The organism is Bradyrhizobium genosp. SA-4 str. CB756 (genome assembly GCF_000473125.1).
Lineage (GTDB): Bacteria > Pseudomonadota > Alphaproteobacteria > Rhizobiales > Xanthobacteraceae > Bradyrhizobium > Bradyrhizobium arachidis.
The window spans coordinates 4,053,817-4,074,922 of record NZ_KI421499.1; the positions used below are offsets into that span (position 1 = coordinate 4,053,817).

Consider the following 21,106-nt stretch of genomic DNA (forward strand, 5'->3'; position numbering starts at 1 on the left):
GGAACCCGTCGCGACCTGCCCCGCAAGCTTAGCGCGCGCGGGGCACGGCTGCGCTCACGGTTAGGTGAATATGCACCTGATTTGTGCGTTGCATCGCCCGGAACGCCGCCACCCAACATGCACCTGATGCTTTGTCGACTGCCCGGGTGATGGCAACCACGCCATGTCGGAGCACCCGCATTGCTCTATTGACGCCGGATTGGGCTGGTATCATTTTAGACGCAGACGCCCTTAGAGTTTGGTCGCGAGCGTTCTGTTGATTTCGCGACCGGTAGAAGGGGCGAGGCAAGAGGCCGGCGATGGCATAGATGCCAGCCAAGAAAGGCCAGCCATCGCGACATGAGCTCCGCCCTGGATTCGTATCCGTAGCCTTCGATGGCAAGGATGGATCAGGATGGCTGTCGCACTGATACTGCTTCTGGTCGCGATCGGCTCGGTGCTGTTTCACCTCTACAGCCCGTGGTGGTGGACGCCGATCGCCACGAACTGGGCCTATATCGACCACACCATCAACATCACGTTCTGGATCACCGGCTTCGTTTTCGTCGCGGTCATCGCCTTCATGGCCTATTGCATCTTTCGCTTTCACCACAAAGACGGAAGACGGGCTGACTACAATCCGGAAAACAAAAGGCTCGAATGGTGGCTGAGCGTCGGGACCGGCGTCGGAGTCGCGGCCATGCTGGCGCCTGGCCTCGTGGTCTGGCACCAGTTCGTGACGGTGCCTGCGGATGCCACCGAGGTGGAGGTCATGGGCCAGCAATGGCAATGGAGCTTCCGCCTTCCAGGCAAGGATGGGCGGTTGGGCACATCCGATGTCCGCAACATCGCGTCCGACAATCCGATGGGACTCAATCGTGACGACCCGCACGCGCAGGACGACGTCGTGATCGAGAACGGCGACCTGCACCTTCAAATGGGAAAGCCGGTCAAGGTCCTCCTCCGCTCGGTTGATGTCCTGCACGATTTCTACGTGCCCGAATTCCGCGCCAAGATGGACATGGTTCCGGGCATGGTGACCTTTTTCTGGATAACGCCGATCCGAACCGGAACGTTCGACGTTCTGTGCGCGGAGCTTTGTGGCGCTGCTCATTATCAGATGCGGGCCAAGGTCATCGTCGACGAAGAGCGCGAATATCACGCTTGGCTGGAGCAACAAAAGACGTTTGCCGAATTGTCGCCGGCAAAAGCTGTGGTGAAGGCGACATACCAATCCGGTGGCAAGTAGCGAGCTGCCGCTGCGAAGACGGATCGGGTGCACGAGGCCAACGCCTCACCCCCGATGGAAACGACCGAGGAGGTTTCTATGGTCGATATTCCATATGAAGGGATCGCAGGCATCCCGCCTGCCGAAGTACCTGATGTCGAGCTCTATCATCCAAGGAGCTGGTGGACACGGTATGTCTTCTCGCAGGACGCCAAGGTGATCGCCATTCAGTATTCGCTGACGGCCACGGCCATCGGGCTGGTGGCCCTGGTGCTGTCGTGGCTGATGCGACTGCAACTGGGATTCCCCGGCACCTTCTCTTTCATCGATGCCAACCAGTACCTCCAGTTCATCACCATGCACGGCATGATCATGGTGATCTATCTGCTCACCGCATTGTTCCTGGGCGGCTTCGGCAACTACCTGATCCCGCTGATGGTCGGCGCCCGGGACATGGTCTTCCCTTATGTGAACATGCTGAGCTACTGGGTCTACCTGCTCGCAGTCCTGGTGCTGGCCTCGACATTCTTCGTGCCCGGCGGCCCCACCGGCGCCGGCTGGACGCTATACCCGCCGCAAGCAATCCTCTCCGGAACGCCCGGGCAGGATTGGGGCATCATTCTCATGATGTCGTCCCTGATCCTGTTCATCATCGGCTTCACCATGGGCGGGCTCAATTACGTGGTCACGGTGCTCCAGGCGCGCACCCGCGGCATGACGTTGATGCGCCTGCCGCTGACGGTGTGGGGCATTTTCACGGCGACCGTCATGGCGCTCTTGGCATTCCCTGCCCTCTTCGTTGCCTCGGTCATGCTGCTGCTCGACCGTCTCCTGGGAACCAGCTTCTTCATGCCCTCCCTCGTCGAGATGGGACAGCTTTCGAAATATGGCGGCGGCAGTCCGCTGCTCTTCCAGCACCTGTTCTGGTTCTTCGGCCACCCCGAGGTCTACATCGTCGCCCTGCCCGCCTTCGGCATCGTCTCCGATCTGATCAGCACGCATGCCCGCAAGAACATCTTTGGTTACCGCATGATGGTCTGGGCGATCGTGGCCATCGGCGCGCTCAGCTTCATCGTATGGGCGCACCACATGTATGTGAGCGGCATGTTCCCGCAATTCGGGTACTTCTTCGCCACCACGACGCTCATCATCGCCATCCCCACCGCGATCAAGGTCTACAACTGGGTGCTGACCTTGTGGCGCGGCGACATTCATCTCAGGGTGCCGATGCTGTTCGCACTCGGCTTCATCATCACCTTCGTGAATGGCGGCCTCACCGGCCTCTTCCTCGGCAACGTCGTCGTCGACGTGCCCCTCTCGGATACCATGTTCGTGGTCGCGCATTTCCACATGGTGATGGGCGTGGCGCCAATCATGGTCGTGCTCGGCGCGATCTATCATTGGTACCCCAAGGTCACGGGGCGGATGCTGAACGACGTCCTCGGCAAGTTTCACTTCTGGGTCACCTTCCTCGGCGCCTACCTGATCTTCTTCCCCATGCACTATCTCGGACTGCTCGGGGTTCCGCGCCGGTATTTCGAACTCGGGGACACGGCGTTCATCCCGTCCTCGGCCCATTCACTGAATGCCTTCATCTCCGTGGTGGCCTTGACCGTCGGCTTCAGCCAGATGGTGTTCCTGTTCAATCTTGCCTGGAGCCTGTTCAAAGGTGAGGCCTCAGGCGGCAATCCGTGGCGGGCGACGACGCTGGAGTGGCAGACGCCGGAGACGCCCCCTGGACACGGCAACTGGGGCAAGGAGCTCCCGGTCGTGTACCGCTGGGCCTATGACTACAGTGTGCCCGGCGCCGCGGAGGACTTCATTCCGCAGAACCAGCCGCCACGCGCGACGCAGCTCGTTCAGGGAGCTGCTTCGTGAGCGCCATCATCCTGTTCCTGACTGTGCTTGCGATGATCGCCGGATGGTGGCTGTCGCAGCAGCGGCTGACGGCCAAGCCCTGGCTGGAGGAAGGCCCCGCCGGTGACTTCCCCGGCGGCGATAGCATGTCCTGGCCGGCAGCGAAGGTCGGACTTGGCGTGTTTCTCGCCGTCGCGAGCGCATTATTCGTCCTCTTCATCAGCGCCTACTCGATGCGCATGAGTGTGGTGGACTGGCGGCCGCTGCCGGTCCCGCGGCTGCTGTGGGTCAACACCGGCATCCTGCTCCTGAGCAGTGCCGCGCTGCAATGGTCGTACGTGGCTGCCGGGCGACACGATACCGAGAACGTCAAGATCGGACTGCTCGCTGGCGGAGCATCTGCCGTGATCTTCCTCGCCGGACAGCTCCTGGCCTGGCAACGGCTCGGGGCAGCCGGATATTTCGTGGCGTCCAATCCGGCGAATTCCTTCTTCTACCTGTTGACCGCGGTGCATGGGTTGCATCTGACGGGTGGCCTGGTCGCCCTCGGGCGAACGTCGGCCAAGGTGTGGCGTGGCGCCCCCGACACGCGCTTGAGCGTGGAACTGTGCGCCATCTACTGGCATTTCCTGCTGCTGGTCTGGCTTGTCCTGCTCGGTCTCCTCACGGGCTGGACCGACGATTTCGTCAACATCTGTCGCCAATTGCTGAGCTAGGGAGGCGAGACCAGATGGCCGAGACCGTACTGACACATTCAGGCCAATCGCCCGCGCGGCTTGAAGGCTGGCGCGGCATCGCCGCCGACTGGGCGTCCGATCAACGCGCCTTCAAGAACGTGTCCTGGGGCAAGGCCATGATGTGGATCTTCCTCCTCAGCGACACCTTCATCTTCAGTTGCTTCCTGCTCTCCTACATGACGGCGCGCATGTCGACGACCGTGCCGTGGCCGAATCCAAGCGAAGTCTTCGCCCTCAACTTCGCCGGCAAGCAGATTCCGCTGATCCTGATCGCGATCATGACCTTCATCCTCATCAGCAGCAGCGGCACGATGGCGATGGCTGTCAATTTCGGCTACCGCCGCGATCGCGTCAGAACCGCGGCCTTGATGCTGGTCACGGCGGCCTTCGGCGCGACCTTCGTCGGAATGCAGGCGTTCGAATGGACCAAGCTGATCATGGAGGGCGTCCGGCCCTGGGGCAATCCATGGGGTGCACCACAGTTTGGTGCAAGCTTCTTCATGATCACCGGCTTCCACGGCACCCACGTGACGATCGGCGTGATCTTCCTGATCGCGATCGCGCGGAAGGTCTTGCGCGGCGACTTCGACGTCGAGCGGCGCGGCTTCTTCACGAGCCGCAAGGGCTATTACGAAATCGTCGAGATCATGGGCCTGTACTGGCACTTCGTCGATCTCGTGTGGGTGTTCATCTTTGCATTGTTCTATCTTTGGTGAGGTCGGCGCATGACAAACGCGACGGTACACATGGAAGGCCAGCTCCACGCTCCGGCGCACGGCGCAGTCGCAACAGCAGCCGTGCACGCCAAGGGGCAACAGCACCCGATCAAGCTCTACCTCGTGGTCTGGGGCTGGCTGTTCGTCCTCAGCACGTGCTCCTACCTCGTCGACTACTTTGGCCTGCAGGGCTATCTGAGGTGGTCGCTGATCCTGCTGTTCATGATGTTGAAGGCCGGCCTGATCGTCGCCGTCTTCATGCACATGGCCTGGGAGCGACTAGCCCTCGCCTATGCCATCCTGCTGCCGCCGATCGCGGTGCTGGTGTTTGTGTCGATCATGGTGCTCGAATCCGAATACACCCACTTGCTGCGGGTGCTGTTCTTCGCAACCCCGTCGTAGCGCCCGCTGAAGTTCAGCCCTCGAACGCGTCGATCGACGCCTTGTTGCCGCGCGAGACCAGCGTTTCGTCGGGCGCGGGCAGCTTCTCGCCCTTGTCGCGGAAGCGGTTGGTGATGGGATAGCGGCGGTCGCGGCCGAGATTCCTCGCCGTCACTTTCACGCCGGGCGCGGCCTGGCGGCGCTTGTATTCGGCGACGTTGAGCAGATGGTCGATGCGGGCAACCGTGTCGCGGTCGAAGCCGGCGGCGATGATCGCCTCGAGCGGCTCCTCGCGCTCGATGAGGCGCTCCAGGATCGCATCGAGCACGTCATAAGGCGGCAGGGAGTCCTGGTCGGTCTGGTTCTCGCGCAGCTCCGCCGTCGGCGGACGCGTGATGATATCAGGCGGGATCACCTCACCTGCGGGCCCGAGCGCGTCCTCAGGCTTCCAGCCGTTGCGCAAGCTCGCCAGGCGAAACGCCTGCGTCTTGTAGATGTCCTTGATCGGATTGAAGCCGCCATTCATGTCGCCATAGAGCGTGGCGTAGCCGACCGACATTTCCGACTTGTTGCCCGTCGTCACCACCATCAGCCCGGTCTTGTTGGAGATCGCCATCAGCAGCGTGCCGCGGGTGCGGGCCTGCAGATTTTCCTCGGTGATATCGGGCGGCAGGTTCTTGAAGATGCCCGACAGGATCGTCTCGAACCCGGTCACGGCTTCCGCGATCGGCAAAACCTCGTAGCGGATGCCGAGATGGCCAGCGAGCTCGCCGGCGTCCGCGATCGAATGTGCGGCCGTGTAGCGATAGGGCAGCATCACGCCATGCACCTGATCGGCGCCGAGCGCATCGACGGCGATCGCCGCGCACAGCGCGGAATCGATGCCGCCGGAGATGCCGAGGAGCACACCGGGAAAGCCGTTCTTGGCGACATAGTCGCGAAGGCCGAGCACGCAGGCGGCGTAGTCGGCGCGGTCGCCCTCGACCTGCGCCGCGATGGGACCGGTACAGCGCCAATCGTCCCCGTTACGCGTGAAGCGCAGCGTGGCGATGCTCTCCTCGAACGCCGGCAGTTGCGCCGCGAGCGAGAGATCGCCGTTGAGCACGAAGGACGCGCCGTCGAACACCAGCTCATCCTGGCCGCCAACCTGGTTGAGATAGACCAGCGGCAGGCCGCTCTCGGTCACGCGCGCCACCGCGACCGACAAGCGCACATCGTTCTTGTCGCGAGCGTAAGGCGAGCCGTTCGGCACCAGGATGATCTCGGCGCCGGTCTCCGCCAGCGTCTCGACCACGTTCTCGTAGTCCTCGGACTCCTCCAGCCAGATGTCCTCGCAGATCGGCACGCCGATGCGCACGCCGCGCACGGTCACGGGGCCCGCGGCAGGCCCGCGCGAAAACAGCCGCTTCTCGTCGAAAACGCCGTAATTCGGCAGGTTGCATTTGAAGCGAAGCGCGGCGATGCGGCCGCCGTCGAGCAGCGCGCAGGCATTATGAAGCCTGCCGTCCTCGACCCAGGGCGTGCCGACCAGCATCGCCGGTCCGCCGTCGGCGGTCTCGCGCGCCAGCGCTTCGATCGCGGCGCGGCAGGCGGCCTGGAAGGCCGGCTTCTGCACCAGATCTTCCGGCGGATAGCCGGCGATGAACAATTCGGGAAACAGCACGAGATCGGCGCCGTCCGCGGCCGCCTGCGCGCGCGCGGCCCGTGCCTTGGCGGCGTTGCCCTCGATATCGCCCAGGACCGGATTGAGCTGGGCGAGCGTGACCGCGAATGCGTTGAGACGTTCGGTCATGGCCACAGCGCTCCGATCTCGTGGCTAGAGCGTGATCCGGAAAAGTGTGAGGCGGCTTTTCGAAAGGATCATGCTCAAACAAAAAACTAAAGCGCAATGCGCGCTTTAGAGGAACCCCAGACGCTCGACGATGGCGATGATCCAGAACGCGCCGGCCATCAGCAGCGCGACGCCGACCGCGGCCGAGCCCATGTCCTTGACCCGCCCGATCTGCTTGTCGTGATCCATGGTGAGGCGGTCGGCGAGCTTCTCGATCGCGGTGTTGAGCAGCTCGACCACCAGCACGAACGCGACCGAGCAGACCAGTTCGACCGCGCGCATCGCGGTCGCGGCGACGAGCCAGGCCAGCGGCAGCGACAACAGGAGCGCAAAAATCTCCTCGCGGACGGCCTGCTCCGAGCGGAACGCAAAGGCCAGACCGTTGCGTGAATTGATCGTGGCCTTCCAGATCCGCAGCAAAGTCTTAGAGCCCCGCTGCGGCCGGCATCGGCTTGACCTTGCCGGCGCGTTCCTGCTTGAGCAGCTCGGCGACCAGGAAAGCCATGTCGATGGATTGCTCGGCGTTGAGGCGGGGATCGCAGACCGTGTGATAGCGGTCGTTGAGATCCTCGTCCGTGATCGCGCGGGCGCCGCCGAGGCATTCGGTGACGTCCTTGCCGGTCATCTCCAGATGCACGCCGCCGGCATGGGTGCCTTCGGCGGCATGGATCGCGAAGAACGACTTCACCTCGGACAGGATGCGGTCGAACGGCCGCGTCTTGTAGCCGGTGGTGGAGGTGATGGTGTTGCCGTGCATGGGATCGCACGACCAGACCACCACCCTGCCCTCGCGCTGGACGGCGCGGATCATGTTCGGCAGGTGCTCGCCGATCTTGTCGGAGCCGAAGCGGTCGATCAGCGTCAGCCGGCCCGGCTCGTTGTCGGGGTTGAGCACGTCGATCAGCTTGAGCAGTTCGTCGGGCTTGAGCGAGGGGCCGCACTTCAGGCCAATCGGGTTCTTGATGCCGCGGAAATATTCGATATGGCCGTGATCGAGCTGGCGGGTGCGGTCGCCGATCCAGATCATGTGGCCCGAGGTCGCGTACCAGTCGCCGGTGGTGGAATCGACCCGGGTCATGGCCTGCTCGTAGCCGAGCAGCAGCGCCTCGTGGCTGGTGTAGAAATCGGTGGCGCGCAGCTCCGGATGGCTCTCGAGGTCAAGGCCGCAGGCGCGCATGAAGTTGAGCGCATCGGAAATGCGGTCGGCCAACTCCTTGTAGCGGCGGGACTGCGGCGAATCCTTCAGGAAGCCAAGCATCCATTCATGCACGCTGCCGAGATTGGCGTAGCCGCCGGTCGCGAACGCGCGCAGCAGGTTCAGCGTCGCGGCCGACTGGCGATAGGCCATCAGCTGGCGCTGCGGGTCCGGCACGCGCGCTTCCTTGGTGAAGGCGATGTCGTTGACGATGTCGCCGCGATAGCTCGGCAGCTCGACGCCGTTCAGCTTCTCGGTCGGCGACGACCGCGGCTTGGCGAACTGGCCGGCGATACGGCCGACCTTCACCACGGGGACGGCGCCGGCATAGGTCAGCACCACCGCCATCTGCAAGAGCACGCGGAAGAAGTCGCGGATGTTGTTGGCGCCGTGCTCGGCAAAGCTCTCGGCGCAGTCGCCGCCCTGGAGCAGGAAGGCCTCGCCGGCCGCAACGCGGCCCAAGGCCTTCTTCAGGTTACGCGCCTCGCCGGCGAACACCAGCGGCGGAAAGGTCGCAAGCTGCGCCTCGACGTCGGCCAGGGCCTTGGCGTCGGGATATTCGGGCACCTGTAGCACCGGCTTGCTGCGCCAGGACTCGGGCGTCCACCGCTCGGACATCGCAATCTCTCCGTGAAGCAAAAAAGTGCAACCTGATCTATGGGTTGCGAGGGCCGCCTTATACACAGGCTGGCACGACATCGCCAGTTGTAAATCCATTTCGCATTGCAAACCCTTGCGGGCAAAGCCGAATTCGCATTTGCTAGGGAACGCGACGAAACCGGCAAGACACCTCCCGCCCATGGACGCGGCACTGGACGACGTTTTCATCGACGAGATCAGCTTCCCGGCGACCGACGGGTATGCGCTGGCCGGCACCCTGTTCCTGCCGCGCGGCGCCAAGCGCCACGCCGTCCTGATCAATTCGGCCACCGCCGTGCCGCGCAAGATCTATCGCGGCTTTGCCTCCTATCTCGCCCATCGCGGCTGCGCGGTACTGACTTACGACTACCGCGGCATCGGCGGCTCCCGCCTGCCGGCGATGGTCGGCTACAACCAGCCGAAATCGCTGGTCGGCTTCAAGGCCTCGATGTCGGATTGGGCGGCGCTCGACGTCACCGCCGCGGTGCGCTGGATGCGCGAGCGCTATCACACCATGCCGCTCGCCTATGTCGGCCACTCCTTCGGCGGCCAGGCGCTTGGGCTGATCGCGAACAACAGCGAGATTTCGCGCGCGGCCTTCGTGGCCTCGCAGGCCGCGACCTGGCGGCTGATGACCTCGCCGGAGAAATACCGCGTCTTCGCCTTCATGAATTTCGTCGGCGTGCCGCTGGCCCACGCGTTCGGCTATGCGCCGGGCTGGGCCGGCGTCGGCGAGGACCTGCCCAAGGGCGTCTTCCTGCAATGGGCCGAATGGGTCTCGAGCCCGCGCTATCTGTTCGATTCAAAGCTGCCGGCGTTGGAGAATTTTGCGAAATTCAAGGGCGAGCTGCGCGCGCTCTGCTTCTCCGACGATCCCTGGGCGACGCGGCCCGCGGTCGAGCTGCTCACAGGCGGATTCACCGCGATCAAGCCGGAAGTGTTGACCGTAAAACCGTCAGACGTCGGCGCCAAGGGCATCGGCCATTTCGGCTTCTTCCGCCCCGACCACCGCGACACGCTGTGGCGCGGGGTGGCGGAATGGATCCAGGGCGAGTGAGGCTTCAGGCGTCCGCTCCAGGCAGCTTGACCAGGACCCGCAAACCGCTTCGGCCGCCCTCGGCAAGGTTCACGGCTTCAATTGTCCCCTCCAGGCGGTCGACGATTCGCTTGACGATCGAGAGGCCAAGGCCCGCGCCATCCCCTGCCGGGCGCTGTCCGCGGAAGAACGGATCGAAGATGCGGCCGAGTTCCGCGGAAGCAACGCCAGGCCCGCTATCCTCGATCTGGAGGAGTGCAGCATCGCCGTCGCGATAGACACATGTATCGATCCGTCCACCCTGCGGGGTGAAACGGAGCGCGTTGTCGAGCAGGTTACGGACCACCGCCGCAAGTATCACCGCTTCACCGCGGACCAATGCAGGTTCGAGGCGCGCAAAACCAAGATCGACGCCGCGGCCGGTCGCCTCGGGCAGAAGGTCGGCGACGACCTCCTTCGCGACATCGTCCAGCTTCACGACGGGCATTGCCCTGGTGTCATCCTGACCCGCATCCTGTCTCGCGAGGGCAAGCAACTGGTCGAGCAGATGCCTGGTCCTGCCAATACCCTGCCGGAGGGCCACGACACGACCGCGCGCATTCGCCGGCAGATCGACCGCGTCGAGATTCTCCGCCTGTAAGCTCAGCGCCGTGATCGGCGTGCGCAGTTCGTGCGCGGCGTCGGCAACGAAGCGCCGCTGCTGATCCATCAGCAGACCCACCCGCTGCAACAGCCCGTTGATCGAGGCGATGAAGGGATGCAGCTCGCTCGGCATCTGCCCGGCCGGCAGCAGCGTCATGTCATCGGCGCGCCGTCCGTCGAGATCATCGGCAAGGCGCACCATCGGCCGCAGCGAGCGCGCGACGACGATGGCCGTGACCAGCAGCAGGCAGGGGATGAGTGCCGCAATCGGCAATACGGTGCGGAACGCCATGTCGCTCGCGATCTCGTCACGCACGGACGTGCGCTGCGCCACCGCGAACCTTGTTCCGTCAGGCCGCGTCCGCAGCAGCACGCGGATCGGCTGCCCCTTTCGCGTCGCCAGCGCGAGGCCGTCCTTCACGCTCCACAGCCTCGCCTCATCGCCGGAAGCCTGCGGCGTTGCGGCCTGGTCGATCAGCCAGACCTCGGCATCCTCGTCCACCCCGTGCAGCTCGCGACCGCCGGTAAGGCTGCCCGCCTGCACGAGGCTCGCGATCTGGATCAGGACGGAATCCTGCATTTCGATGGCCTCGTTGAAGGCCCAATGATGAGCGAACAGGCCGCCGATGAGTCCCGTCAGCAGGATGATCGCGGTAAGGCCGGCAAAGAGACGGCCCCGCAGGGATTTGATCATGGCCGGTCCACCATCCAGCCGACACCACGCACGTTGCGGATAGCGTCGGCCCCAAGCTTCCTGCGCACCGCATGGATCAGGAACTCGATCGCGTTGCTCGCAACCTCCTCGTTCCAGCCGTAGATTTGCCGCTCCAGCTCGCCGCGTGACAGGATCGCGCCGGGCCGCGACAGCAGCGCCTGCAGCAGCGCGAATTCGCGCGCGGTGAGCACCGCGGATTTCGTCAGAAACGACGCCTCGCGACTCGCGGGATCGAGGCTGAGCTTGCCATTGCCGAGCTGCGCCGGCGAACCGCTGGCCTCGCGGCGCGTGACCGCACGCATCCGCGCCAGCAATTCGCGGATCTCGAACGGCTTGATGATGTAATCGTCCGCGCCGAGATCTAGACCCTCGATCCTGTCGTCGATGGCATCGCGCGCCGTCACGATGATGATCGGGAGCTTGCGACCGTCAGAGCGCAGCCGGCGCAGGATGTCGCGGCCATCGACGTTCGGCAGGCCGAGATCGAGCAGCAGCACTTCGTAGGATTCGTTCTTCGCGGCAAGCAGCGCGGTCTCGCCGTCCCTGACCCAGTCGACCGCGTAGGCAGCATCCTTCAGCGCCTGTTCGACGGCGGCGCCAACCATTCTGTCGTCCTCGATCAGCAGAACCCGCAAACTCGATCCTCGAATTGCCGCCGAACCATCCGGCCTCAAATCATGGCCAGCCCGACTTAGCGCAGAGTTAGCGAGCGCCAGCCGGCCCAAATTGCGGCGAAGGCCGCCCGATCAGGAAATTTCCCGTCCCTAAGTCGGGCCTAAGTCCCCGGCGCCACGGTCAGACATCGCTTCGGCTTCGGGAGATTTGGGCGTGTCGCAATATTCAGGGTTTGGCGCAAGACGGATGCTGAACAAGGTTCCGGAGGTCACCGCGATCTTCTGGATCATCAAGATCCTGTCGACCACGGTCGGCGAGACCGGCGCCGACTATCTCGCGGTCCATGTCGGCCTCGGCGCCGGCCTGACCGCAATCTGCATGACCGGCCTGCTGGTGGCCGCCCTGCTGCTGCAACTGAGCCGCCGTCTTTATGTACCCTGGATCTACTGGCTCACCGTCGTCCTCGTCAGCATCGTCGGCACCCAGCTCACGGACCTGCTGACCGACAAGCTCGATATCAGCCTTTACATCAGCACCGCGGCGTTCGCCGTTGCGCTCGCGGCGACTTTCGCGGTCTGGTACCGCGCCGAGCGCACCCTGTCGATCCACAGCATCGTCACCACGCGGCGCGAGCTGTTCTACTGGACGGCGATCCTGTTCACCTTCGCACTCGGCACCGCCGCCGGCGATCTCGCGACGGAAGCGCTCGGGCTTGGCTTCCAGCTCGGCGTCGTCGCCTTCGGCGCGCTGATCGTGGCAGCGGCACTGGCCTACGCCGTCGGCGCCAATTCCGTCCTCACCTTCTGGCTCGCCTACATCCTGACGCGCCCGCTCGGCGCCTCGCTCGGCGATCTGCTGTCGCAGGCGCGCGAATATGGCGGCATTGGCCTCGGCACGATCCAGACCAGCATCGTCTTCCTGACCGTGATCGTCGGCCTCGTCGCCTGGGTGACGTTCGAAGGCGACGGCGCGCGCCGCGTCGATCCCGCGCAGTAATCCCAATCACGACTTCAAAACTGCCTGCACAGAAGCAGGAGCCAACTGGAGAACGACATGATGAAGCTTATTCCCGCCGTCGCCGTCTGCCTGCTCACAACTTTCACCGGCGAGCCAAACATGCACGCGAGCCAGCACTTCACCTTCGTGCCGCTCGTGGAGGCCGCGACCGCCAAGCTCGGCGATCTCACGCCGTTCCGGACCATCGTGGTCGACGTCGCAGCACTGATCGACAAGGGCGACCTGCCCGGCGCCAAGACGCGCATCAAGGACCTCGAGACCAAATGGGACGAAGCCGAAGCTGGACTGAAACCGCGCGCGGCTGCCGACTGGCACACGGTCGACAAGGCGATCGATCGCGCGCTGGAGGCGCTGCGCGCGGGATCGCCGGATGCCGCGAAATGCAAGCAGGCAATCACAGAGCTGCTCGCGGTGATGGATGGCGTCGCCAAGGCCTGATGCCGCTTCCGACCCATCAATCGGACGCGTCAGCCGCGGGCGGAATCCCCGGCTGACGCAACAAGGAGGATAGCATGCAGGATTCTTGGAAGAGCGGTGCCGCCAACGAGAGCAAGGTCCCCGCAGTCACGCTCGGCTTCTGGATCATCAAGATCGCGGCCACGACGCTGGGCGAGACTGGCGGCGACACCGTCACGATGACGTTGAACTGGGGCTATCTCGCAGGAACCTGCCTGTTCCTGGCGGTCATGATCGGTCTGGTTGCAGCACAAATCCGCGCAGATAAATTCCACCCGGCCCTGTATTGGGCCACCATCGTCGCCTCGACCACCTTCGGCACGACCATGGCCGACTTCGCCGACCGCTCGCTCGGCATCGGATACACGGGCGGATCGACGCTGCTCCTCACCTGCCTCATGCTGGTGCTTGGCGTATGGTATCGCGCCGAGGGAACGATCTCGGTCAACAGCGTCAGCACGCCGAGGGTCGAGGCCTTCTATTGGGGCGCGATCACTTTTTCGCAGACGCTCGGCACCGCGCTCGGCGACTGGATCGCCGACACCGGCGACATGGGCTATCGCGGCGGCGCGCTGATCTTTGCGGCCGGGCTTGCAGTCATCGCAGCGCTCTATGTCTGGACCCGCGTCTCGCGCGTGACGCTGTTCTGGGCCGCCTTCATCCTGACGCGACCGCTGGGCGCCACGGTCGGCGATTTCCTGGACAAGCCGCTCGATCATGGCGGCTTGGCGCTGAGCCGGCCGATGGCCTCGGCTGTGATCGCTGCCTTCATGCTGGTCTGCCTGCTGCTGATCCCGCAACGCGCGGGACAGCATCCCGGAGATCATGCAGCCGAGCGCGCCTAGCGGATGATCGTCGTCAGCGACGAGTAACGCTTGGCCGGTTTTGCCTCGCTCGGCGCAAACTGCGCGAACGCTTCGCTGACACGCACCGCCGGCGGCGTGTCGCTCGCGAAGCGAAACTCCTTCGGCTTCGGCGCGTAGAAGCTGGCGCTGTAATAGTTGTCGTCGAAGCGCGTCTCGCCGACGCCGAACAATGCGTCGCAGACGAACAGGAGCGCGTAGACTCCCGCGACCGCCGCGACGATCTCCTTGAAAATTGACATGACAATGCCCCAGCCTTTTGCGGTGAGGATGCACGCCGGTTCCAAAGCCGAGGTTTAAGGCAGAGGCCTTCTTGCCCGCAGGGTTTGCCGCCGCTGACGGGATTGCAGACAATTTTATCGATCTCAAAAACGAGCCCGCCTGACCGGATCAGGCGGGCTCAGGATTGGCCGATCGGGAGGTCTTCAGACGGCCAGATTCATCCAGACAGCCTTGGGCTCGGTGAAATTGTCGATCGCGGCGGTGCCGTGCTCGCGGCCGAGGCCGGAGTCGCGCTCGCCGCCCCAGGGCAGGCGCACGTCGGTATAGCCATAGGTATTCATCCAGACCGTGCCCGCCCGCGCCCGCTTGGCGAAGCGTTGGAGCCTGCCGATGTCGCGGCTCCAGACGCCGGCGGCGAGGCTGTAGGCCGTGCCGTTAGCGATCCGTAAAGCATCGGCCTCGTCGGTGAACTTGATGACGCTGACGACGGGGCCGAAGATCTCCTCCTGCGAGATCCGCATCTCGTGCGCGACATCGGCGAACACGGTGGGGCTGATGAAATAGCCGCGCTCGCCAACCTTCTCGCCGCCGGTGACGAGCCTCGCGCCTTCCTTGCGGCCGATGTCGACATAGTCGAGGATCGACTTCATCTGCTTCTCGGAGATCACGGGACCAAGCGCCGTCTTGCCGTCGAGCGGATCGCCGATCTTGATCGACTTCGCGCGCGCCGCGAGCCGCTCGACGACCTCGTCATAGGCCCTCTCCTGCACCAGCACGCGGGAGCCGGCCGAGCAGACCTGGCCGGCATTGAAGAAGATGCCGGAGGCCGCGGCCTTGGAGGCTGCTTCCAGATCAGCGTCGTCGAAGATGACATTGGCCGACTTGCCGCCGAGCTCGAGCGAGACGCGCTTGAAGTTGCTCGCCGCGCCTTTCATGATTCCGCGGCCCACGCCAGGCGAGCCGGTGAAGGTGACCTTGTCGACATCAGGGTGATTGACCAGCGCGTCGCCGACGACGCGGCCGGGACCCGTGACGACGTTGAAGACGCCCGCCGGCAGGCCGGCTTCGAGCGCGAGCTCGGCGATGCGCAGCGCCGACAGCGAAGTCAGCTCGGCCGGCTTCATCACCACGGTGCAGCCGCAGGCCAGCGCGGGGGCGAGCTTCCACATTCCGATCATCAGCGGGAAATTCCACGGCACGATCGCCGCGACCACGCCGACCGGCTCGCGCATGGTGTAGGTCAGGGCATCGTCGCGCACCGGCACGACATCGCCGCTGATCTTGTCGGCCCAGCCGGCGTAATAGATCAGCGTGTCGACCGCGGCCGGAAAGTCCTGGCGCATCGTCGCGGAGATCGGCTTGCCGGCATCAATCGACTCCAGCTCGATGATCTCTTCGGCGTTGCGCTTGAGCAGGTCCGCCCAGCGCAGCAGGATCTGACCACGCTCGGAGGCGCGCATCGTCCGCCACGGGCCTTCGAAGGCGCGGCGGGCAGCCGCGACTGCATGCTCGACATCGGCCTCGCCGCCCTCGGCGATGATGGCGATCACCTGCCCGGTGGCGGGATTGAGGGATTTGAAGCTACGGCCGGAGGCGGCGGGAACGCGGCGGCCGTCGATGAGCAGATGCTGCGGCCGCGCCATGAACTCGGTGGCCGGCGAATGCGCAAAGTCATATGCAACAGACATCATATTTCCTCCTGATCTGGTATACCAGACTAGGCGCGTGCTTGCGGTAGTAAATATGATATCTTCTGCAAATGGACGCCCCACATATGAAGCGCAGTTCATAAGGATGTCAGATGCTTCAGATCGAGATCGAGGCCGTCTGGCGGTTTCGCCGCGAGGGCAGCCCGCGCACCGCCGTCGTCATGCTCGGCGTGCTCAACGAGATCCGGAAGACCGGAAAGATCACGAGTGCGGCGAGCGACGCGCACCTGTCCTACCGGCATGTCTGGAATCTGATCGAGCAATGGTCGGAGTTCTTCGGCACGCCCTTGGTCGAGACCCAGCGCGGCAAAGGCTCGAAACTCACGCCGTTCGGTGAGCGGCTGGTGTGGGCCGGCGAGCGCATGCAGGCGCGGCTTGGCCCGCAGCTCGACAACCTCGCGCAGGAGCTCGCCAGCGAGATCAAGCCGTTCCTCGAGCAGCGCCCCTCCGTGATCCGCGTGCATGCGAGCCACGGCTTTGCGGTGGCAAAGCTGCGCGAATTCCTCGACCGCGAGCCCGGCATCGGCGTCGATCTGCGCTATGTCAGCAACCAGCATTCGCTGGTCTCGCTGGCGCAAGGCGCGTGCGACCTCTCCGGCCTGCATCTGCCGCACGGCGCGCTCCGCGCCCAAGGGATCAAGGCGGCGCGCGAATGGCTCGATCCGCGCGAGGACCGCATCATCAGTTTTGTGACGCGTGAGATGGGCCTGATGGTCGCGCGCGGCAATCCGCTGCGGATCGCCTCGCTTCACGACCTGACCAAACCAAATGTCCGCTTCGTCAACCGCGACCACGATTCCGGCACGCGCCTGTTGTTCGACCAGTTGCTCGCCGCAAACGGCATCGACGAGAGCAGGATCAACGGCGCGCAGCAGATCGAGTTCACCCACGCCGCGGTTGCCGCCTATGTCGCGAGCGGCATGGCGGACGCGAGCTTCGGCGTCGAGGCCGCCGCGCGGCATTTCGGCCTCGATTTCATCCGCATCCTCACCGAGGATTATTTCTTCGTCTGCAAGCGCGCCTTCCTCGATACCGCGCCGATGCAGCGCATCCTCGAAATCATCCGCAGCGCCGATTTCCGCGCCGCCATCGCCACCCTGCCCGGCTACGTGCCGTCCGATACCGGCAACGTCACCGGCGTGAAGGCGTTTCTGGAGATGCACGCCGTGCGGTGATACGGCCTGCCGCGCTCGCCTTGTCGGCGGCGGGCAAGAGTGGCAATCTGCGCTGCAATCATCAGAGACCCCGTCATGCCGCGCGCAAGCGCCAAATCGCTTCCTCAACTGAGCCTTCGCATCGACCTCGACGGCCAGGATCGGATCGGGCCCGGCAAGATCGAGCTATTGGAGCAGATCCGCGAGCAGGGCTCGATCTCGGCGGCCGGCCGGGCCATGGACATGTCCTACAAACGCGCATGGGATCTCGTCGACGAGATCAACCGCATCTGCGGCCATGCCGTGGTCGAGCCTCAGGCCGGCGGCAAGAACGGCGGCGGCGCGATGCTGACACCCTTCGGCGAAAAGCTCGTCGCGCGCTACCGCAAGATCGAGCGCGACGCCGCGCGCGCCGTCCACAAGGAGCTGGAAGCGCTCCGGAGCGACATCAGCCGTCCGCGCAAGTCCTGAACGCGGTTTCCGACAGGAACCGGCCGTCCGTAGCCTCGGGCGGCCACTTGCGATTTAACGACCGATCGGTCTATATATCGGCAAATGAACACCCAAGCGCGATCGCAGCCGTCCCGTGGCCGCCCCCGAAGCTTCGACATGGACGCCGCCGTCGAACGCGCGATGGAGGTGTTCTGGTCGCGCGGCTATCACGCCACGGCGCTGCCGGACCTGCTTCGTGCGACGAAGCTCTCGCGCGGCAGCCTTTACGCCGCTTTCGGTGACAAGCACTCGCTCTTCCTGCGCGCGCTCGATCGCTACATCGCCGACGCCGTGACGCGGATGGATGTTGAGCTCGCCGGAGAACCGGTCGACGGTCTCAGGGCCTATCTCGCCGGCTATGTTGACCGCACCAGCGGCGCGAAGGGGCGCCGCGGATGCCTGCTGGTGGCGACGGCTATGGAGCTGGCCGGCGAGGATGCCGAAGTCGGCCGTCGCGTTGCGGGCTTCTTCAAGGCGATGGAGACAAGGGTCGCGGAGGCACTGTCCCGCGCGAAGACGGCCCACAGGCTCGCCGATGGTGTCGAGCCCTCGAGCGCCGCCAAGATTCTCGTCTGTTTCGTCGAGGGACTGCGCGTGGTCGGCAAGACGGCGCCTGCCCGCGCAACGTCGCAAGCCACCGCCGACGCGCTCCTCGACCGTTTCATCAGGTAACGACCTCATGGACGCCTTCGCCCGTGGCGCGCTCATATTTGGACTAAACGGTCTTGAAAGGAAGATTGCCATGACTGCCATCCAGATTGTCTGCGCGATCTTCGTTCCCCTGCTCTGGGGTTATCAGTTCGTCGTCATCAAGGTGGGCGTGACGCAGTTTCCGCCGCTCTTCTTCCTCGCGCTGCGCTTCCTGGTCATCGCGGTGCTGCTCGTCCCGTTCGTCGCGCGGCCGACGCGCCGACAACTCGGCCCCGTCGCGGCGATCTCGCTCTTCCTCGGCGGACTAAACTTCGGGCTCTTCTATGTCGGCCTCGGGCTTGGCTCGGGAAGCCTGTCGGCTGTCGCCTATCAACTCGCCACGCCCTTCACCGTCTTGCTGGCCTGGCCGCTTCTCGGCGAGAGGCCGTCCCCCACCACGTCCGCCGGAGTGGCGCTTGCCTTCATTGGCGTCGTCGTGCTGGGAGCGGGGCCATCGGCAAACGCGCTTCCGCTGCTGCTTGTAGTCGGAGCGGCCTTCTCCTTTGCGGTGTCCAACGTCCTGACCAAACGCCACGGCCCCTTCGATCCGTTCATGCTGATGGGCTGGTCGTCGTTGCTCACGGTGCCGCAGGTCGTGTTGATGTCGCTGCTGCTTGAACATGGGCAGCTGGCGAGCCTCGTCACGGCGGATGAACGCGGCTGGCTGGCCCTCGCCTACACGATCGTCATCGGAGGAGTTGCCGGCTTTGGCCTCTGGTTCTGGCTGATCGCGCGCTGCTCCATGAGCCGCGTCGCCCCCTTCGGCCTGCTGCTCCCGGTGTTCGCCTTGATGTCGAGCGTGGCGTTCCTCGGCGAGCGTCTGACCCCGAAGTTGATTGCAGGTGCGCTGCTCGCAATCTCCGGCGTGGCAATTACGCAAATCAGACCGGGCACGCAGTCTGCTCTGCGGCGCGGGACCGAGTCCGTGACCTAGTTCGGTCGCACCGACATTTCCGGCATCGGCTGGGTCAGGGCTTCGCCGAGCAGGCTCTGCTCGTCCCTGGGGATCGAGAAGCGGACCTTGAAACCGTCCTCGGTCTGGAGCGTGATGATGCGCTGGGTCGTATCGGTCGACTGCTCGATCGCCCAGGAGGCCAGCGGATAGGCGTAGCGCAGGCTCTGGTCGCCGTAGCGGGCCTTCAGCGCCGCCTCCAGCAGTCCCGGCGGGGTCATGATCAGCGCGCCGACCTGGTTGAGCGAGACGCTGACGGCTGCGGGATTGCCCGTCACGTCCTCGAAGCCCAGCGAGATCGCGCCGCCGTCAGCCGCCACCGCGCAGGTCGTGAGCTGCCTCACCTTGATTTCCATCGCCAGTCCCGAAAAGCGCACTTCGCTATATCCATCACGATATATCGATAAGTCCACCCGCGTCCAGCCCGCTTTTTCTGGAATTGATCGAGCCCGCTGCCATGGCCGGTCAGGCGCAAGCGTGATATATAGTTCGATATAACGAGGCCCCGAACGGCCCGTTTCTGCAAGGGAGCGCAAAGCCAATGAGTGACTTCAATCTTCTCATCGACGGCAAGATGGTGCCCGGCGACATGACCATGCCGGTTCTCAATCCCGCGACCGAAGAGGTGCTGGCCGAGTGCCCGCGCGCCTCCAAGTCCCAGTTGGACGCGGCCGTGGCCGCCGCGAAGGCCGCCTACCCCGCCTGGGCCGCGACGCCGATGGAAGATCGCCGCAAGGTCGTGATCGGGATGGCCGATGTGATCGAGGCCAATTCGGGCGAGCTCGCGCGCCTGCTCACCTCAGAACAAGGCAAGCCGCTGGCGGATGCCACCGGCGAAGTGCTCGGCATGGCCGCCTTCTTCCGCTATCTCGGCTCGCTCGAACTACCGATGAAGGTGATCGAGAATTCCGGCGACCGCAAGGTCGAGGCCTATCGCCGTCCGCTCGGCGTCGTCGGCGCCATCATCCCCTGGAACTATCCGCTGCTGATCCTCGCCTTCAAGCTTCCCTCCGCGCTGCTCGCCGGCAACACGCTGGTGGTCAAGCCGGCGCCGACCACGCCGCTGGCGACGCTGCGCTTTGCCGCGCTGATCAAGGATGTGGTGCCGAAGGGCGTGCTCAACTTCATCACCGACGCCAATGATCTCGGCGGCGAGATGACCAAGCACCCAGATATCCGCAAAATCTCCTTCACCGGGTCCACCGCGACGGGGCAGAAGGTGATGGCGAGCGCGGCACAGACACTCAAGCGCATCACGCTCGAGCTCGGCGGCAACGATGCCGGCATCGTGCTCGACGACGTCGACCCGAAGAAGGTCGCGCCCGGCATTTTTGAAGGCGCGTTCCAGAATTCCGGGCAAGTCTGCCTCGCCATCAAGCGGCTCTATGTGCACGAATCCGTCTATGACGAGCTTTGCAACGAACTGGTCGCGATCGCCAAGAACACGGTGGTCGACGACGGCTCCAAGCAGGGCACCAAGCTCGGGCCTCTCCAGAACAAGATGCAGTACGAGAAGGTGAAGGCGTTCCTCGAGGACGCGCACAAGAACGGCAAGGTGGTGGCTGGCGGTGCCGCGATGAACCGCCCCGGCTATTTCATCGAGCCGACCATCGTGCGCGACATCAAGGAGGGCTCGAAGCTGGTCGACGAGGAGCAGTTCGGCCCGGTGCTGCCGCTGATCAAATATTCCGACAAGGACGACGTGATCCGCCGCGCCAATGCCACCACCTACGGCCTCGGCGCCTCGGTCTGGTCGTCCGACATCAAGCGCGCGCATGAGGTGGCGACCCAGCTCGAGTCCGGCACGGTCTGGATCAACAAGCATCTCGACATGGCCCCGCACATCCCGTTCGGCGGCGCCAAGCAGTCGGGCATTGGCACCGAATTCGCCGAGGAAGGCCTCGCCGAATTCACCCAGCTCCAGATCATCAACGGCCCGCCGGCGGCTTAAGCTGAAAATCGGGCCGCGGCGGAACCGCC

The 21,106-nt window shown here is 64.5% G+C and carries 22 protein-coding genes; 14 read left to right on the forward strand and 8 right to left on the reverse strand.

All coding sequences use genetic code 11. The features are described 5' to 3' along the window. The first annotated feature begins 394 nt into the window (after positions 1-394). From BRAGE_RS0120020 to BRAGE_RS0120040, 5 genes are all read left to right on the forward strand, one after another. Positions 395-1,228 carry a cytochrome c oxidase subunit II gene (locus BRAGE_RS0120020; protein WP_027557260.1) on the forward strand — a complete coding sequence of 278 codons (834 nt, stop codon included), beginning with the start codon at positions 395-397 and terminating at the stop codon, positions 1,226-1,228. A 78-nt stretch (positions 1,229-1,306) separates the two neighbouring features. Next, positions 1,307-3,085 carry a cbb3-type cytochrome c oxidase subunit I gene (locus tag BRAGE_RS0120025; protein ID WP_027557259.1) on the forward strand — a complete coding sequence of 593 codons (1,779 nt, stop codon included), beginning with the start codon at positions 1,307-1,309 and terminating at the stop codon, positions 3,083-3,085. Then, complete coding sequence (locus tag BRAGE_RS0120030; protein WP_027557258.1) at positions 3,082-3,780, forward strand: cytochrome c oxidase subunit 3; 699 nt, start codon at positions 3,082-3,084, stop codon at positions 3,778-3,780. Before BRAGE_RS0120025 ends, BRAGE_RS0120030 begins: the two co-directional genes overlap by 4 nt. 14 nt (positions 3,781-3,794) lie before the next feature. After that, complete coding sequence (locus BRAGE_RS0120035; RefSeq protein ID WP_027557257.1) at positions 3,795-4,517, forward strand: heme-copper oxidase subunit III family protein; 723 nt, start codon at positions 3,795-3,797, stop codon at positions 4,515-4,517. Positions 4,518-4,526: 9 nt separating this feature from the next. Further along, positions 4,527-4,919: a cytochrome C oxidase subunit IV family protein gene (locus BRAGE_RS0120040; protein ID WP_027557256.1), complete on the forward strand. Its 393-nt coding sequence runs from the start codon at positions 4,527-4,529 to the stop codon at positions 4,917-4,919. A 13-nt stretch (positions 4,920-4,932) separates the two neighbouring features. On the opposite strand, the gene BRAGE_RS0120045 is transcribed toward BRAGE_RS0120040, so the two are convergent. From BRAGE_RS0120045 to BRAGE_RS0120055, 3 genes are all read right to left on the reverse strand, one after another. Then, positions 4,933-6,690, reverse strand: a complete 1,758-nt coding sequence (locus tag BRAGE_RS0120045) for an NAD+ synthase (RefSeq protein ID WP_027557255.1) — start codon at positions 6,688-6,690, stop codon at positions 4,933-4,935. Positions 6,691-6,795: 105 nt separating this feature from the next. After that, complete coding sequence (locus BRAGE_RS0120050; RefSeq protein ID WP_027557254.1) at positions 6,796-7,149, reverse strand: diacylglycerol kinase; 354 nt, start codon at positions 7,147-7,149, stop codon at positions 6,796-6,798. A 4-nt stretch (positions 7,150-7,153) separates the two neighbouring features. Next, positions 7,154-8,542, reverse strand: a complete 1,389-nt coding sequence (locus BRAGE_RS0120055; RefSeq protein ID WP_027557253.1) for a class II 3-deoxy-7-phosphoheptulonate synthase — start codon at positions 8,540-8,542, stop codon at positions 7,154-7,156. A gap of 181 nt (positions 8,543-8,723) precedes the next feature. Here BRAGE_RS0120055 and BRAGE_RS0120060 point away from each other — a divergent pair, with 181 nt between their 5' ends. Beyond that, positions 8,724-9,620: an alpha/beta hydrolase family protein gene (locus tag BRAGE_RS0120060; RefSeq protein WP_027557252.1), complete on the forward strand. Its 897-nt coding sequence runs from the start codon at positions 8,724-8,726 to the stop codon at positions 9,618-9,620. A 4-nt stretch (positions 9,621-9,624) separates the two neighbouring features. Here BRAGE_RS0120060 and BRAGE_RS0120065 read toward each other — a convergent pair whose 3' ends face one another. Both BRAGE_RS0120065 and BRAGE_RS0120070 read right to left on the reverse strand, forming a co-directional pair. Further along, the gene (locus BRAGE_RS0120065) at positions 9,625-10,935 is read right to left on the reverse strand and encodes an ATP-binding protein (protein WP_035729882.1); all 1,311 of its coding nucleotides are present in this window, start codon (positions 10,933-10,935) and stop codon (positions 9,625-9,627) included. Next, the gene (locus BRAGE_RS0120070; RefSeq protein ID WP_027557250.1) at positions 10,932-11,591 is read right to left on the reverse strand and encodes a response regulator transcription factor; all 660 of its coding nucleotides are present in this window, start codon (positions 11,589-11,591) and stop codon (positions 10,932-10,934) included. Before BRAGE_RS0120070 ends, BRAGE_RS0120065 begins: the two co-directional genes overlap by 4 nt. A 226-nt stretch (positions 11,592-11,817) precedes the next feature. On the opposite strand from BRAGE_RS0120070, the gene BRAGE_RS48905 reads away from it, so the two are divergent. The 3 genes from BRAGE_RS48905 to BRAGE_RS0120085 all read left to right on the forward strand — a co-directional run bounded on the left by BRAGE_RS48905 (position 11,818) and on the right by BRAGE_RS0120085 (position 13,889). After that, complete coding sequence (locus BRAGE_RS48905) at positions 11,818-12,567, forward strand: COG4705 family protein (protein ID WP_027557249.1); 750 nt, start codon at positions 11,818-11,820, stop codon at positions 12,565-12,567. Between the two features lie 120 nt (positions 12,568-12,687). Next, complete coding sequence (locus BRAGE_RS0120080) at positions 12,688-13,026, forward strand: hypothetical protein (RefSeq protein ID WP_051378478.1); 339 nt, start codon at positions 12,688-12,690, stop codon at positions 13,024-13,026. A gap of 74 nt (positions 13,027-13,100) precedes the next feature. After that, entirely contained in the window at positions 13,101-13,889 is a 789-nt protein-coding gene (locus BRAGE_RS0120085) for a COG4705 family protein (protein WP_027557248.1), read from the forward strand. Here BRAGE_RS0120085 and BRAGE_RS0120090 read toward each other — a convergent pair. Together BRAGE_RS0120090 and BRAGE_RS0120095 are read right to left on the reverse strand one after the other, a co-directional pair. Beyond that, on the reverse strand, positions 13,886-14,149 hold the full coding sequence (locus BRAGE_RS0120090) for a hypothetical protein (protein ID WP_027557247.1): 264 nt from the start codon (positions 14,147-14,149) through the stop codon (positions 13,886-13,888). The two genes, BRAGE_RS0120085 and BRAGE_RS0120090, sit on opposite strands and share 4 nt — an antisense overlap. Positions 14,150-14,332: 183 nt before the next feature. After that, the gene (locus BRAGE_RS0120095; RefSeq protein ID WP_027557246.1) at positions 14,333-15,817 is read right to left on the reverse strand and encodes an aldehyde dehydrogenase family protein; all 1,485 of its coding nucleotides are present in this window, start codon (positions 15,815-15,817) and stop codon (positions 14,333-14,335) included. 113 nt (positions 15,818-15,930) lie between these two features. Between BRAGE_RS0120095 and BRAGE_RS0120100 the strand changes: the two genes are divergently transcribed. The 4 genes from BRAGE_RS0120100 to BRAGE_RS48910 all read left to right on the forward strand — a co-directional run bounded on the left by BRAGE_RS0120100 (position 15,931) and on the right by BRAGE_RS48910 (position 19,108). Continuing rightward, complete coding sequence (locus BRAGE_RS0120100; RefSeq protein ID WP_027557245.1) at positions 15,931-17,013, forward strand: substrate-binding domain-containing protein; 1,083 nt, start codon at positions 15,931-15,933, stop codon at positions 17,011-17,013. Between the two features lie 75 nt (positions 17,014-17,088). After that, on the forward strand, positions 17,089-17,463 hold the full coding sequence (locus BRAGE_RS0120105; protein WP_027557244.1) for a winged helix-turn-helix domain-containing protein: 375 nt from the start codon (positions 17,089-17,091) through the stop codon (positions 17,461-17,463). Positions 17,464-17,601: 138 nt separating this feature from the next. Then, positions 17,602-18,156: a TetR/AcrR family transcriptional regulator gene (locus BRAGE_RS0120110; protein WP_108914278.1), complete on the forward strand. Its 555-nt coding sequence runs from the start codon at positions 17,602-17,604 to the stop codon at positions 18,154-18,156. A gap of 70 nt (positions 18,157-18,226) precedes the next feature. After that, the gene (locus BRAGE_RS48910; RefSeq protein WP_027557242.1) at positions 18,227-19,108 is read left to right on the forward strand and encodes a DMT family transporter; all 882 of its coding nucleotides are present in this window, start codon (positions 18,227-18,229) and stop codon (positions 19,106-19,108) included. On the opposite strand, the gene BRAGE_RS0120120 is transcribed toward BRAGE_RS48910, so the two are convergent. Next, complete coding sequence (locus tag BRAGE_RS0120120; protein WP_027557241.1) at positions 19,105-19,482, reverse strand: hypothetical protein; 378 nt, start codon at positions 19,480-19,482, stop codon at positions 19,105-19,107. The two genes, BRAGE_RS48910 and BRAGE_RS0120120, sit on opposite strands and share 4 nt — an antisense overlap. A 185-nt stretch (positions 19,483-19,667) precedes the next feature. Here BRAGE_RS0120120 and BRAGE_RS0120125 point away from each other — a divergent pair, with 185 nt between their 5' ends. Next, a complete protein-coding gene (locus BRAGE_RS0120125) occupies positions 19,668-21,077 on the forward strand; it encodes an aldehyde dehydrogenase family protein (protein WP_027557240.1) in 1,410 nt (469 codons plus the stop codon). The last annotated feature ends 29 nt before the right edge of the window (positions 21,078-21,106 follow it).

Excerpts from the sequence above, each read along its gene's own strand:
- BRAGE_RS0120020 (WP_027557260.1), top strand. The coding sequence starts at position 395 with ATGGCTGTCGCACTGATACTGCTTCTGGTCGCGATCGGCTCGGTGCTG.
- BRAGE_RS0120035 (WP_027557257.1), top strand. The coding sequence starts at position 3,795 with ATGGCCGAGACCGTACTGACACATTCAGGCCAATCGCCCGCGCGGCTT.
- BRAGE_RS0120025 (WP_027557259.1), top strand. The coding sequence starts at position 1,307 with ATGGTCGATATTCCATATGAAGGGATCGCAGGCATCCCGCCTGCCGAA.
- BRAGE_RS0120095 (WP_027557246.1), bottom strand. The coding sequence starts at position 15,817 with ATGTCTGTTGCATATGACTTTGCGCATTCGCCGGCCACCGAGTTCATG.
- BRAGE_RS0120120 (WP_027557241.1), bottom strand. The coding sequence starts at position 19,482 with ATGGAAATCAAGGTGAGGCAGCTCACGACCTGCGCGGTGGCGGCTGAC.
- BRAGE_RS48910 (WP_027557242.1), top strand. The coding sequence starts at position 18,227 with ATGACTGCCATCCAGATTGTCTGCGCGATCTTCGTTCCCCTGCTCTGG.
- BRAGE_RS0120040 (WP_027557256.1), top strand. The coding sequence starts at position 4,527 with ATGACAAACGCGACGGTACACATGGAAGGCCAGCTCCACGCTCCGGCG.
- BRAGE_RS0120060 (WP_027557252.1), top strand. The coding sequence starts at position 8,724 with ATGGACGCGGCACTGGACGACGTTTTCATCGACGAGATCAGCTTCCCG.
- BRAGE_RS0120065 (WP_035729882.1), bottom strand. The coding sequence starts at position 10,935 with ATGATCAAATCCCTGCGGGGCCGTCTCTTTGCCGGCCTTACCGCGATC.
- BRAGE_RS0120090 (WP_027557247.1), bottom strand. The coding sequence starts at position 14,149 with ATGTCAATTTTCAAGGAGATCGTCGCGGCGGTCGCGGGAGTCTACGCG.
- BRAGE_RS0120100 (WP_027557245.1), top strand. The coding sequence starts at position 15,931 with ATGCTTCAGATCGAGATCGAGGCCGTCTGGCGGTTTCGCCGCGAGGGC.
- BRAGE_RS0120105 (WP_027557244.1), top strand. The coding sequence starts at position 17,089 with ATGCCGCGCGCAAGCGCCAAATCGCTTCCTCAACTGAGCCTTCGCATC.
- BRAGE_RS48905 (WP_027557249.1), top strand. The coding sequence starts at position 11,818 with ATGCTGAACAAGGTTCCGGAGGTCACCGCGATCTTCTGGATCATCAAG.
- BRAGE_RS0120055 (WP_027557253.1), bottom strand. The coding sequence starts at position 8,542 with ATGTCCGAGCGGTGGACGCCCGAGTCCTGGCGCAGCAAGCCGGTGCTA.
- BRAGE_RS0120045 (WP_027557255.1), bottom strand. The coding sequence starts at position 6,690 with ATGACCGAACGTCTCAACGCATTCGCGGTCACGCTCGCCCAGCTCAAT.
- BRAGE_RS0120125 (WP_027557240.1), top strand. The coding sequence starts at position 19,668 with ATGAGTGACTTCAATCTTCTCATCGACGGCAAGATGGTGCCCGGCGAC.
- BRAGE_RS0120110 (WP_108914278.1), top strand. The coding sequence starts at position 17,602 with ATGGACGCCGCCGTCGAACGCGCGATGGAGGTGTTCTGGTCGCGCGGC.
- BRAGE_RS0120085 (WP_027557248.1), top strand. The coding sequence starts at position 13,101 with ATGCAGGATTCTTGGAAGAGCGGTGCCGCCAACGAGAGCAAGGTCCCC.
- BRAGE_RS0120080 (WP_051378478.1), top strand. The coding sequence starts at position 12,688 with ATGCACGCGAGCCAGCACTTCACCTTCGTGCCGCTCGTGGAGGCCGCG.